Annotated in this window: 13 protein-coding genes; 5 read left to right on the forward strand and 8 right to left on the reverse strand. The window is 34.3% G+C overall.

The annotated features are described in order from the left end of the window. Positions 1 to 69: 69 nt before the first annotated feature. The 7 genes from argC to AAC084_RS03215 form a co-directional block, all read right to left on the reverse strand. Positions 70 to 1,044, reverse strand: coding sequence for an N-acetyl-gamma-glutamyl-phosphate reductase (gene argC, locus AAC084_RS03185; protein WP_339836798.1), 975 nt, complete (start codon positions 1,042 to 1,044; stop codon positions 70 to 72). Positions 1,045 to 1,119: 75 nt separating this feature from the next. Continuing rightward, positions 1,120 to 2,298, reverse strand: coding sequence for an argininosuccinate synthase (gene argG / locus AAC084_RS03190; protein WP_339836801.1), 1,179 nt, complete (start codon positions 2,296 to 2,298; stop codon positions 1,120 to 1,122). A 68-nt stretch (positions 2,299 to 2,366) separates the two neighbouring features. Next, positions 2,367 to 2,987: a GNAT family N-acetyltransferase gene (locus tag AAC084_RS03195; RefSeq protein WP_339836804.1), complete on the reverse strand. Its 621-nt coding sequence runs from the start codon at positions 2,985 to 2,987 to the stop codon at positions 2,367 to 2,369. A 236-nt stretch (positions 2,988 to 3,223) separates the two neighbouring features. Beyond that, the gene (locus AAC084_RS03200; RefSeq protein ID WP_339836806.1) at positions 3,224 to 4,567 is read right to left on the reverse strand and encodes a glycosyltransferase 87 family protein; all 1,344 of its coding nucleotides are present in this window, start codon (positions 4,565 to 4,567) and stop codon (positions 3,224 to 3,226) included. 52 nt (positions 4,568 to 4,619) lie between these two features. Beyond that, complete coding sequence (gene speB, locus AAC084_RS03205; RefSeq protein ID WP_339836809.1) at positions 4,620 to 5,402, reverse strand: agmatinase; 783 nt, start codon at positions 5,400 to 5,402, stop codon at positions 4,620 to 4,622. 30 nt (positions 5,403 to 5,432) lie between these two features. Beyond that, a complete protein-coding gene (locus tag AAC084_RS03210) occupies positions 5,433 to 5,810 on the reverse strand; it encodes an ester cyclase (protein ID WP_339836811.1) in 378 nt (125 codons plus the stop codon). A 27-nt stretch (positions 5,811 to 5,837) separates the two neighbouring features. Then, on the reverse strand, positions 5,838 to 6,713 hold the full coding sequence (locus tag AAC084_RS03215) for a helix-turn-helix transcriptional regulator (protein ID WP_339836813.1): 876 nt from the start codon (positions 6,711 to 6,713) through the stop codon (positions 5,838 to 5,840). A 92-nt stretch (positions 6,714 to 6,805) separates the two neighbouring features. Between AAC084_RS03215 and AAC084_RS03220 the strand changes: the two genes are divergently transcribed. From AAC084_RS03220 to AAC084_RS03240, 5 genes are all read left to right on the forward strand, one after another. After that, a complete protein-coding gene (locus AAC084_RS03220) occupies positions 6,806 to 7,156 on the forward strand; it encodes a DUF983 domain-containing protein (protein ID WP_339836815.1) in 351 nt (116 codons plus the stop codon). Between the two features lie 238 nt (positions 7,157 to 7,394). Further along, positions 7,395 to 9,185 carry a DUF885 domain-containing protein gene (locus tag AAC084_RS03225; protein WP_339836818.1) on the forward strand — a complete coding sequence of 597 codons (1,791 nt, stop codon included), beginning with the start codon at positions 7,395 to 7,397 and terminating at the stop codon, positions 9,183 to 9,185. Between the two features lie 93 nt (positions 9,186 to 9,278). Further along, positions 9,279 to 9,956, forward strand: a complete 678-nt coding sequence (locus tag AAC084_RS03230; protein ID WP_339836820.1) for a class I SAM-dependent methyltransferase — start codon at positions 9,279 to 9,281, stop codon at positions 9,954 to 9,956. A 115-nt stretch (positions 9,957 to 10,071) separates the two neighbouring features. After that, on the forward strand, positions 10,072 to 10,488 hold the full coding sequence (locus AAC084_RS03235; protein WP_339836823.1) for a hypothetical protein: 417 nt from the start codon (positions 10,072 to 10,074) through the stop codon (positions 10,486 to 10,488). 379 nt (positions 10,489 to 10,867) lie between these two features. Beyond that, the gene (locus AAC084_RS03240) at positions 10,868 to 12,055 is read left to right on the forward strand and encodes a hypothetical protein (protein WP_339836826.1); all 1,188 of its coding nucleotides are present in this window, start codon (positions 10,868 to 10,870) and stop codon (positions 12,053 to 12,055) included. Positions 12,056 to 12,139: 84 nt separating this feature from the next. On the opposite strand, the gene AAC084_RS03245 is transcribed toward AAC084_RS03240, so the two are convergent. Next, a partial coding sequence (locus AAC084_RS03245) for an aminotransferase class V-fold PLP-dependent enzyme (RefSeq protein ID WP_339836829.1) occupies positions 12,140 to 13,666 on the reverse strand: 1,527 nt, incomplete at its 5' end.

Raw genomic sequence — 13,666 nt, forward strand, 5'->3', positions numbered from 1 at the left:
TTTAGTACTAAGTGTATTTTATTTCAAAACTTTGTACTCATTACTAACTACTTTTTATTTGAAATTTTCCTAAAAAACACCCGCTTTCAAATTCAAGCCTAAATCTTCTTCTAGTCCGAATATTAAATTCATATTCTGTACCGCTTGTCCCGATGCTCCTTTTAATAAATTATCAATAGCCGAAGTGATTAATAGAATATTATCATGTTTATGTAAATGCACATGACACTGATTAGTGTTCACCACTTGTTTTAAATTGATAGGTTCCTCCGAAATTTGAGTGAAGACAGCATTTTTATAGAAATCTTGATAGATTTTTTCTGCCTCGGCTAAACTCCCTTCAAATTTAGTATAGGATGTTGCTAAAATGCCACGAGTAAAATTTCCTCTATTTGGCATAAAAAATAAATTCCCAGTATTTTCCTGTAAGCCATGTAAGCTTTCCTTTATTTCGCCTAAATGCTGATGGGTAAATGGCTTGTACCAACTTGCATTATTGTTTCGCCATGAAAAATGAGATGTTGCAGACGGACTAACACCTGCTCCTGTACTACCTGTTACTGCATTGATGTGGACATCGTTTTCTAATAAATTTGCTTTTGCTAAGGGTAGCAGTGCTAATTGAATTGCTGTAGCAAAACAGCCTGGGTTAGCGATATATTGAGCTTGCTCAATTTTCGTTTTATTCACTTCAGGTAATCCGTATACAAATTGTTTTCCATCGAAATTCACATCGGCATGTAACCTAAAATCATTACTTAAATCAATGATCTTAGTATCTGAAGAAAAATTATTATCTTTTATAAAAGCGGTAGAATTACCATGACCCAAACATAGAAAAACGATATCAACGCTAAGGTTCACATCTCCTGTAAATTCTAAATCGGTAACCCCTAATAAATCTGGGTGTGCAGTAGTTATTTTTTTACCCGCTCTAGTGGTACTATATACGAAATCAATTTCTGTAGCTGGATGATTTAATAGGATGCGAATAAGCTCGCCACCCGTATATCCTGAACCACCTATGATACCTGCTTTAATCATTTTTTAATTAATTTGTTGTCTAGTGCCTATTAAATAGTATTCCTTTATATACTCTAAAACCTATTTTATTCGGTGCTATTTATTTACGTGATTGTATATTTTACTCGCGTTAGATTGAATTTTGATAAATCCTTTGGCTTCATCTGCAGTCCACCCTTTATTCATTTCTCCATAACTACCAAAAGAAGCATTCATTAAATCGTGTTTAGAAGAAATACCGTTCAATCTAAATTGAAATGGGTATAAGCTGACAAAAACATCACCCGAAACCGTTTTTTGAGTATCGGTTAAAAAGACTTCTATGTTTCGCATAACGGCATCTAAATAATTTCCTTCATGCAGCAACATTCCGTAGAAATTACCTTGCTGCTCTTTTTGAAATTGTTGCCATTTGGTAAGCGTATGCTTCTCTAACAAATGATGCGCTTTTATAATTAGTAGTGCGGCGGAGGCTTCGAAACCAACTCGCCCTTTAATCCCAATAATAGTATCACCAACATGAATGTCTCTACCAATGGCATATTTAGATGCAATAGCTTCAACCTTTTCAATATTACTAACTGGCGAATCTTTTTCTCCGTTCACAGCGACCAATTCTCCTTTTTCAAAAGTTAAGGTCATATCTGTCGGATTTTTTTCTTGAAGCTGGCTTGGGTAAGCACTATCTGGTAATGCCTTATCAGAAGTTAAGGTTTCTTCACCTCCAACTGAAGTTCCCCATAGTCCTCTATTTATAGAGTATTTAGCTTTTTCCCAAGGATAGTCAACTCCATTTTCTTTTAAATAGGCTATTTCTGCTTCTCTTGCCAATTTGTTGTCACGAATAGGGGTAATGATTTCAATCTCTGGTGCAATGATTTGAAAAATCATATCAAACCTAACTTGGTCGTTACCAGCACCTGTACTACCGTGAGCAATATATTTAGCGCCTACTTTCTTGGCGTAGTTTACAATTTCTATGGCTTGTACTATTCGTTCTGCACTTACCGATAAAGGATAAGTATTGTTTTTAAGTACATTTCCGAAAATGAGGTACTTAACAACTTTATCATAGAACGTCTGTACGGCATCTATAGAAGTATATGATGTTGCTCCTAATTGAAGTGCTTTACGCTCAATTTCCTTTATTTCTTCAGGTGAAAATCCACCGGTATTTACACTTACCGCGTGTACTTCAAATCCTTTGTCTTTTGATAAATATTTTGCGCAGTAAGATGTATCCAATCCACCGCTATAGGCTAAAACTAATTTCATTGTAATGTGTTTTACTGTATTTGCTTGTTATGGAATGTGAGTGATTATTTCAAACATCCTTCTAACAATTACTTACTTTTCTTTTTTAGGAACAAACTTTCCTTTATGCTCTTTAATCTTGTAAAAGCCTTGCTGTTCACCTCTTTAACTTCTTCAGTTTTTTTCTTGTTTTTAGCGTCATAGAGCATACCAGTACATAAGCACATTTTTTGCTCTGTACGTGTAAGAATATCGAAGTTCTTACAGGTTTGACAACCTTTCCAGAATTCAGGATCATCGGTTAGTTCAGAAAAAGTCACAGGTTTATAACCCAACTCATAGTTGATTTTCATAACCGCCAGCCCCGTAGTAATACCAAATATTTTAGCATCGGGAAACTTGTTTCTACTGAGTTCGAATATCCTTGCTTTTATCCTTTTCGCAAGACCTTGGCCTCTGTAATCAGGGTGGACTATTAATCCCGAATTTGCGACAAATTTCTCATGCCCCCAGATTTCTATGTAGCAAAAGCCCGCAAATTTATCTCCGTCTAAAGCCAATATGGCATTACCGTTAGATAGTTTTCTCTGAATATATTCAGGAGTACGTTTTGCAATACCTGTTCCACGAATTTTTGCAGAATCTGCAATCGTGTCACATATATCTTGGGCGTATTTAAAATGTGATTCGTTAGCAACAATTAAGTTCATTGCCAAATAGATTTAAAGTGTAAAAAATAATTTTGATTGTCTGTGCGGAAATGGACTCACCTAATTCCATAAATATATCTTACCCTTACGGGCGACGACGGCGAGATGTGAACGGACGCGCAAGAGCAACTGGGCTCACGGTACTATATAAAAAGTAGATTTCTTCGTTCATTACAGGGTAAATGTACAAATAAAATTCAACCGACCTAATCGATGGTATAATTTTTACAAAAACCTCACTTTTTGTTATTATGTGCAATTAATTCGTAAAATAAAAAGCCATATACTGAACAATATTCAAGGGTAAGTAACCAAAGGTTTTCTTTGAAATCGGTTTGTGAATAAGCGAAATAACTTAATACAATGGCGGCTGACCATAGTATTGCATATCGATAGGAAGTGAAAATAGCTAGTAACACTAAGAAAATACAGTACCAAGGGTGTACTGTAGTAGATATAAAGTAATAAATTGTCAATACCCACATCATGGAAGCCAACACCCTATTTAAATCTTTTCGTTTAGGGAGAAATGTAAAAAACATAACCATCAATATGGTTAAAATGGGAGTTATTTTACCGTAAACCTTTATCAATTCCCATGGTTTAGCATCAAATTGAACCGCTATACGTTTTACTACATTATAAATACTTGCATTAAATTCAAAATTTGAAAACCATAAGCTTAAGGTCTTAGTGTAATTATCTATAAACTCAGGTGTATAGAAGGGCAGAAATAATAGTAAGGATGTTATTCCTATTATTACATAGAACACGATACTTTTCTTCCACCCTAAATATCTTAAAAAGAGCGGTAAGAATAATAAAGGTACTAGCTTTATAGAAATAGAACATGCCAATATTACCGCAGCCCATTTCCATTTCTCTATAGATAAAAGAAACATTGAAGAAATGAAGAAGAATAGCATGACACCTTCGAAATGAAGGTTGCCCGTAAGTTCAATAATTACTAACGGATTTATAAAGTACCAGAAAATTAATTGGGGCGATTTGTTGAGGTTTTTCAATAGTTTTCTTCCGAAATAGAAGATACCGAGGTCAGCTAAAATAATAGTAAGTCTCATTACTACTAATGAGCCAAATATACTTTTACCACCAATTAGGGCTGCCAAGCCGAATATAAGTTGATTTAATGGGGGGTAATTACTATAGTGTTTTGCGCTTAAACTACCCATGCCTTCGTAAAGCTGATTGGCATTGGGTATTATGGTTGCCATATTTTTAATCAGCTCATTGGGCGTGTGTAAGTAAGGGTTAATGGTATTGGCTACTAAGTGCCCATCCCAAATAAAGCGATAAAAATCTTGTGATAGATTGGGTTCTGTAAATAAAAATACAAATCTGAAAATAACACCTAACCCTAAGAGGAATTTGAAGTTTAGTTTTTGAAATTGAATTAATTTGAAGCAGAAAAAAAATAAAGCTACAAATAAGGTGAGTAGTTTTATAAAGTCCGTTCGCTCTAGGTGATATGCAAAAGTATAGTAGAAAACCAAACTCAATACCGCTAATATCAATGAAATCTTATGTAGTTTCAAAAATGTACTTAGGGTATTGGACATCGTTGGTTTGGTTTTGGGATAGCTCAATATAAGGTTTTAACGGAATATACGTTTAGCGCTCCATCATTTTACCTAAAAGCTCTTTCATCATCTTGGCAGCTAAATAAGCCGTCATATCTTGAAAATCACGATCCGGATTATATTCTACAATATCTGCACCGACCACTTCCGTATCAATACTTTGAATTAAATTGATAACCTGGCGTGATGAAAGTCCGCCTGGTTCATGGTGCGATACGCCGGGCGCAAAGGCAGGGTCAAAACCATCCATATCTAAAGAAATATAAAGTGGATTTTCGAATTTAGGAATGTTGTCTAAATTTAAATTACGCATCTCATGTATTTCAACCTTGTATTTTTTTGCCTGTGCCGCTTGATGCGGATTTAATGTTCTAATACCTACTTGAACTAATTTCACTGCAAAACCATTTTCCATAATTCGTGCAAAGGGGCAAGCATGAGAATAGGGGTCGCCTTCATAATCATGATATAAATCGGCATGTGCATCTATATGTAAAATATCGAGTTTCGGGTAGTGGTCATGATAGGCTTTTATGATAGGAAACGTAATGGAATGATCACCGCCTAAAGTAAGTACTTTTGAATCATTACCTAAATGTTGGCTGGTTGTTGTTGTTATATCAAAGTAGTCTTTAATTTTAAAATCCCCTTTATCAGTCACAGCATCTTGTTCAATGGAAATTCCATTTTCAGCACACAAATTCATTGAATCGCTATAAAGTGCTTTCCTAATTAGGTCTGGTGCTTTTGCTGGACCCTTTTGAAACGAAGATTTGGCATCCCAATTAATACCTTGTATTATTATATTTTTCATCTGGTTTAAATGTTAGATTTTTAAAAAGAGTTAGTACATGGTATTCGGGTTTTCAGATTTTTCTGGTATCTGTTGGATGGAATCCCAATGCTCACAAATTTTTCCATTTGAGTCAAATCTAAAAAAATCCATCGTAACATACTGGTCATTGCCTGGCCATATTTGGTGGGTATGTAATGCAATTAAATCATCTTCGGCTATACAGCGTACAAACTCAATCGACTTTTCGGGGTATTCTTTCTTCATGCGTTCAAAATAATCAATAAAATCTTGTGTGCCATTGGCAACATCTGGGTTATGTTGAATGTATTCGTTACCTACATATTTTTCTATAGCCAATTTTGGTTGTCCTAAATAAGCTGTTTTGTAAAATGCAATGGCATTCTTTTTGTTTCTCTCTAGGTTCATAAAAATGCTATTTTTAAGGTGATTGTTTTAGTGAAAATACGTTTTTCTAAATTCCATAGGGGTCATTCCTATTTTGGATTTAAAGAATTTTGAAAAATATGCATAATCAGAAAACTCAAGGGTATTTGCAATACCGGCGAGATTATCTTTAGAATGTACAATTAGTCTTTTAGCTTCAAGTAATATTCGCTCAGATATTAATTGACTCGTAGTTTTATTAATTGTTTTTTGAACTACTCTATTCAAGTGTTTTGTGGTGATATGAAGCTGCGAAGCATAAAATTTAGGTAATTTTTGCGTATAAAAATGAATGTTGATTAAGCTTTCTAATTGCTCTAGTATTTGAGAATAGTTGGTGGAACCTAATTTTTCTATAGTAACATCTGCCGTATAAACACGGGTCAATTCAATATAAATATAATTGATGAGGTTGGTAATTTTAGCTTCTCGTAATACATTGTTTTCTTGGTATTCAGTAAAAAGCTCTTTAAAGTGTATTGATAAATTCCCAAGCTTTTCATGGGGCAATTTTAGAAATGGTGGATTCTGATTTGAATAATAAAATGGAAATGTACTAAGGGTATGGTCCAAATACTTTTTTTCATAAAATTCTTGAGAGTGAAAAAAAATGTACCCTTCCGGTTGGGAGTCGAATTTCCAAAAATGAGTTTGTCCTGGTTTTAGAAAAAATACCATTCCGGGTTCAATAGTATAGGTGTTAAAGTCGATTTCGTGCGTGCCAGTACCTTTTGTAAATACAACACATAAGTAGAAATTATGGCTATGTGGTTTATTAATTAGGCCTTGGTTGTGTATAATATGGGAGGCAAATGAATTTACGTATAAGCTGTCTAAAGGCTTATTATCTAAAAACTGATGAATATTTAAAGCAGGTATTTTCATAGTAATGTCCTAAAAGTACAAATATTGGAGCTAATTATATAAATGAATCGGCAACTTTGTGTCTTAATTTTGCAGTATTATAAATTGTAGCAATGAGCAAAGTTTTGGATGTATTAAAATGTAAATGTCCTAATTGTAAAAAAGGAAAGGTTTTTAGTGATCAAGGCAATATTCTAATGTTTAGAATGCCTAAAATGAATAAAAGATGTACCGAGTGTGATTTTAAATTTGAAAAGGAAACAGGTTTCTTTTTTGGGGCAATGTTTGTAAGCTATGCTTTAACTGTGGCACAAATGATAGTGAGCTTAGTATTGTTTTGGCATTTTATTGATTTATCGCCACTTCGCGTATTTGCAATTATAGCGGCAATATCTATTTTGTTGAGCACAGTTAATTTTAGAATATCAAGATCTATTTGGATTTATATTTTTTATAAAGATTAATCTCTTTTTTCCTTCATTTAATCCTTTAACGGTTTTAATTTTCATCTAAGAGCAGTGTTTTTATTAGTCTGTAACCTCTTGACAAGGCTCTTTTTTACTGGTATTGGTCAGCAATAAATCTTCAGTGTACTATAGGGAATTAAACAAATTGCTATATCTTTAAAACATCCGCCAAATGATATTTTTAATTTCCCCCAAACTAACACTTTAATTATTGACTAAATCAAAATCATTACACATGAAAAAACTTGTAACTACCAGTATTGCAATTGCTTTTTTAGTGCTTTCTTCCTGTAAAGAAGAACCAAAACTGGTCATAGACCAAACTGCAGAATTGAACAAATGGTTCGATGAAAAATACGAAGAACAACTACAAATGAGTCCATTAGGTCTTACTGCCCAAGGACGCAAAGACCAGTATGATAAAATTGATGATTTAAGTAAGGCCGCAGAGGAGAAAGAATTGGCATGGTATGCAGAAAGCACAAAAGAGTTAAAAGAAAAATTTGACTATGATAAACTAAATGATGCAGACCAAACTTCTTATGATTTATGGGTGTATCAGTACGAAATCATGAAAGAAGGTACAGCTTTCGAAAATATGGATTATGTGTTTGATCAAATGCGTGGATTACATACGCGACTGCCAAGTTACTTGATCAATTTTCATAAGGTAGATAGCCTTTCAGATATGAATGCATATATATCTAGAATTAAGGAAACAGCTAGGGGTATAGACCAATTGATAGTAAGAGCAAAGGAGCAGGCTGCTGCCGGTATATTGCCTCCAAAATTTGCTTTTGAAACCGTTATTATCCAAACAAAAGGATTGAAAGATGGTACGCCGGTACTAAATGATATGAACGGAAAAATTGATGCACTGGTAACTTCCGAAAAAATAACTTCTGATGATGCCGCATCCCTTAAAGAGCAGTCTGAAAAAGCAATAAACGATTATTTTAAACCCGCTTATGCGAATCTGTTAACTTGGTTAGAGAGTGAAGTGGATAATGCTGAAGCGACACCAACTGGCGTTAGTCGCCATGAGAATGGAAAAGATTTTTACAATTATCGATTAAAGGTATTTACAACGACCGGACTTACTGCCGATGAGGTTCATGAAATAGGATTAAAGGAAGTTGCTAGAATTAAGGGCGAGATGATGGCCATTAAAGAGAAAGTAGCTTTTGATGGTGATTTAAATGCATTTTTCAAATTTGTGAATACCGATAAACAGTTTTTCTTTCCGAATACGGATGAAGGTAGACAAGGGTATTTAGATGAATCAACGAAGTATTTGGATGATCTGACTAAGAAATTGCCTGACTATTTTGGGATTTTGCCAAAAGCAAAATTACAAGTAAAAAGAGTGGAAGCTTTTCGTGAGCAAGATGGCGCACCGCAACATTATTCTGCCGGTACACCAGACGGTTCTAGAAAAGGAACGTATTATGTGCATTTATCAGATATGAATGCGATGCCAAAAACTACGATGGAAGGTGTAGCATATCATGAAGGCAACCCTGGGCATCACATGCAAATTTCTATTGCACAAGAGTTAGAGTCTGTACCTAAGTTTAGAACACAAGCAGGTTTTAGTGTATACAGCGAAGGTTGGGGGTTATATTCCGAAGCTTTAGCAAAAGAAATGGGTGGTTACCAAAACCCATACTATGATTTTGGTCGTTTGGTGAACGAAATTTGGAGAGCTATTCGATTGGTAGTCGATACAGGCTTACATGCTAAAGGATGGACAGAAGCAGATGCTATTAATTATTTCACCGAAAACTCATCTATATCTCAAGGGGCTATAAAAGCAGAAGTACAACGTTATATGGTAATGCCCGGTCAGGCGACTTCGTATAAAATAGGAATGCTTAAGATTCAAGAATTACGCAAAATGGCCGAAACGGAATTGGGCGACAAGTTTGATATAAAAGGATTTCATGATACTATTCTAGGTGGTGGTGCATTACCTTTAGAATTATTGGAACGTAGAGTAAAAGCGTGGATAAGTACACAGAAGTAAATACTATAGATTGATATTAAAGTGCAGTAGGGGTATATTTATCTTGCTGCACTTTTGTATTTAAGCGTGTTCGTACGAATCAATTTAGTTGATGTGAAGAAGAAAGGGAATGAATTGAAAAGTGTAAAAAAACCGTGGCCGACAAAAGATGCTATGGAACAGGTGTATACCATGAAATTGTGGGGGAATAATGACGCTGATTTTTATTCTGGCGATGGATCACATCAACCTGAAATTGTGAACCCTTATATCGACGTTGTTACCTCATTTTTAACCTCCTTTGAAAAACCTATAACGGTTTGCGATTTAGGGTGTGGAGATTTTAACGTTGGAAAAGAGCTGGTAAAGTATTCAGCGAATTATGTTGCTGTAGATATTGTAGAAGGTCTAATAGCGTATAACAAGAAAAAGTTTAAACAGGATAATCTAGAGTTTCATTGTTTAGATATTGCAGTCGGTGATTTGCCATCTGCCGATTGTATTTTATTGAGACAGGTGTTACAACACTTGTCGAATACAGAAATTGAAAGTATTGTACATAAGCTACCTGTTTTTGAATATGTAATTCTAACAGAACATCTGCCTGAAGGTGATTTTATACCCAATAAGGATATTATTTCAGGACAGGGAATTCGGCTAAAAAAGCAAAGCGGAGTAGACCTTTTAGCTCCTCCATTCAATTTTAAGGTCAAGGAGCAAAAACAATTATTATACGTCAATTTAGAACAAAACAAAGGAATTATTGTCACTACGATGTACCGACTTTTTTAACGGCGTAATTTATAATCTAGAATTTTAAGAATAACAAATTGGTCTATCTGATATTTATCATATTATAACTTATATCGCTTGCTTAGTTTTGATTATATAATAAAAATAAAATTACATGAGCAAGGTAGAGATAAACCAAGGAGAGATAAAAGTGAAGTTTAATGAGTCAAATTCTGGTAAATTATCATTTGCTGAATTAGGAATTAAAGTTGAAGATGTAAATGTTGATGGCGGTTTACTTCGTTTAGTTTTTGATTTTGAAGCAATAGAGGATTTCAAGTATTACCAAACCCCGACGATAGAATTATTTTACGAAGAAAATATGGCTGAAACTCATTGGATATGTGAGTTTAATGGAAAGACAGTTTTAGATAAATTGGATAACCATGGTCACTCAACTATTTTATTATTGAACAGAAAGGTTTTGAATAATCTAGAACAGCACCATGAGAATACACTAATTGTACATGCTGAATTTCCACAACCAGCGAACTTAAATCTTAAGGAATCTTATGTTCATTTTTTTAAATAAGAGATAAGAACTAAATTTAATAATAACAGTGATTATAATGGTCGTCTGTTATTGAAACAGTTACAAGTAATTTGCAAAGGTCGTTAGAGATAGGTCGATGCATAAAACTTGTAGCTGTTTTTATTTATAATCTGTTTTTCTCTTTCCAAAGAAATAAGACAACAAACCGCTTACCATTGGTTTTATGTATGTCTTTAAATAAATCACGCTTAATAGAATAGTGTGTACCGTTTATGGTGGTTCGATTATTTCGGTAACCAATTGCGTAGGGCATCAATAAGGTTCTTGTTTCCAGCTTTATCTACCTGGTAATGATAACCTTTCTATCCTCAGACTTATAAGTATAAAAGATTAATTTAGCTACCAAACCACCAACACAATGAAACTAAAAAGTATTTTACTTCTATTCCCGCATTTTTTATGCTTATTGGTGTGTGGATATGTAGCATTCTCCCAAAAAACCAATACACCTGAACTTTATTTAGAGCCTATATACAAGGTAAATTATGGCGACGCTACCGCAGATAAACCGCAATCAAAGTCATGGACAATTGATCATGGGCAATGGTTAATAGTAGGTGATGAGGACGGTCCTAAACTTTTGAAAAAGGAAACCTCGGGATGGACTAGTCAAACAGAGATTAATCAATCATGGCTTACTTTACCTAGCAGAGCCGACGTATTTAGTAAAGGCAATGAGGCACATATAGTCTTAGTTGGGGAATGTGTTTTGAATGTAGTTCAAATCACTTATTCTCAAAGTAGCAAGCAATATGAACAGCGATGGAAGAGTTCACTTTCCATTCCTCTGAACTGTAATTCCATTGAAACGGCTACTATTGTTCAAGACTCTAAAAATCAATTTTGGGTTTGTGCAGATATGAATGAAAAAATTATGGTCTGGCATTCCTCCAATGGTAGAGATTGGTCAGAACCTTATGCGCTGGCAGATGATATTAATAAAGACGATATTTCATTAATTGCCAAGCTAAATAATCAAGTTTCAGTTATCTGGTCCAACCAAAATACCCAATCTATTAATGAACGAATACATTATAATGGCGATGCTCCCAATGACTGGTCAGATGTAGTAATTGTTCAGGAGGGTGATAATAATGCTGACGATCATTTGAATGCTACGGTGTTTAAGAATGGGAGAATGGCTATGGCCACCAAGAATAGTGTGGATAATATCAATGAAGCTCAGTTTGTATTGCGAATAAGAGATAAGAAGGGCAAATGGGCAAACATTCCTTACGAAACCCTCTCTGCAGGAAAAAGTCCTAGTCGTCCTATTATAAATCATGTTGAATCGGGAAAAATATTTGAAGTACATACCGTAAAAGATCGAGAGAATAATAGATATTATATTTCTGTCAATGAAATAGCAGAAAATAAAGATGGCTGGGAGTTTAGAGAACTGATTCAATTAAAGACCAAAATAAATGGAAAAAATGGTGATGCTACTTCGAGTAAGTCCAGTTTTTTACCAGATGAAGCTAAGCTTATATTTTTCTCTGATGATTTAGGAAATATTTATTCGTTTGATCTCGATACGTTATTATAGGTTTAGCGTTTTATTTCTTGAATAAGCACAAATTATTTACTTGTCCTTAACGGTTAAGTATATAGATAATAGTGTGTTTTAATTTTATTTATTTAAGGTTCCATTTACGTGCTCTTTGATAATATCTAGCAAAAGGTCTATTTGTTCTAGATGAGTTCTGAACTGTACTACCGCTATGCGTATCCAAAACACATTATTAATGTTAGTTGATGAAAGAAATATTCGTCCATCATTTTGAATTGCTTCAATCAATTCTATATTGAATAAGTCTGCGTTTTTATCTTTGGGAACGTACCTGAAAATAGCAACAGAGAGTTCAGGTTCCGGTCCTACTTCAAATCCCGGTATTTTTTGTATTTCATCATAGAAATACTTAGTTAGGTAAAGTTTTTCTTCTAAAGCGGCTCTAAAAGGCTTTAAACCAAATAATTTTAAGGGCAACCATACTCTCATTCCTCGAAAGTGTTTTGTCTGCTCAACAGAAATATCTGCAGGTGAAATCTCATCTTCTTTGCCAATGATATCTTGCATATAGTCAGCCAGACACTGGTAAGCTTTTAATAGATTTTCTTTGTTTTTAATGAGAATAGCGCCAGTTCCGTAAGGAAGAAAAAGAGTTTTATGAGGGTCTAAAGTAATGGAATCGGCTTCTTTTATGCCTTTAAATTTAGAATCTAACTTGTCTACTAATTTGAAGAAACCTCCATAGGCGGCATCTACATGAAACCATAAGTTGTGTTTTTTAGCGATAACTGCAATTGATTCTAGAGGGTCAATTGTTCCGGTATTTGTTGTTCCAAAAGACGCATTGATATATAAGGGTATTAAACCATTTTTTTTGTCTTCTATAATAACTTCTTCTAAATGACTCGAAGAAAGTTTTAGGTTTTCATCTAAGGGTATATATCGTAGCTGAGCTTCAGATAATCCTGAAATACGGATAGCTTTTAATATCGAATGATGCGCTTGCTCTGAAAGATATATCACAGCTTTATCAAAATCTCTAGCTTTGAGATTATGGACTTCCCGAGCAGTTACCAAAGCCATTAGATTAGCAATAGATCCACCAGAGGTTAAATTGCCAAAAGCATCATCTGAATATCCCATTAACCTGCACATCCATCTAATAAGCATGTTTTCTAAGCGAACTGCTCCTGGTGCAGCATAAAACACTCCAGCATAACGATTGCTAACCGCTGCAATATAATCGCCTAGTGCAGAAGGGTAGAGCCCACCACCCGGAATATAGCCCATGTGACCACCTGAAGCAGGGTTAATACCTGTTCCGTCAATATTTTTTGTTACGTTATCTAATAATGGCGTTAATTCAATTGCTTCTTCTTCAATACCTAAATTATAGATACCCTTACCATTATCTTCAGACTTGATATAGGCTTTGGAAGTATCTAGGTTGTTTATGAATTTGTTAGAATAGTCTAAAACCTCAGAATTCCATTTCTCTCTTTGATTCTCTTTTGGATCTAGAAGCTTTGATAATTTTTCTAATTCCTTAATTTTATTAATCATATAAGTAAATGTTCTGAATGTCGTTATTTTAATGTCACGTCCTAAAATACGGCTACAGATTAATATTAGTTTTAAGCGGCATAT

Source organism: uncultured Maribacter sp. (genome assembly GCF_963977385.1).
GTDB lineage: Bacteria > Bacteroidota > Bacteroidia > Flavobacteriales > Flavobacteriaceae > Maribacter.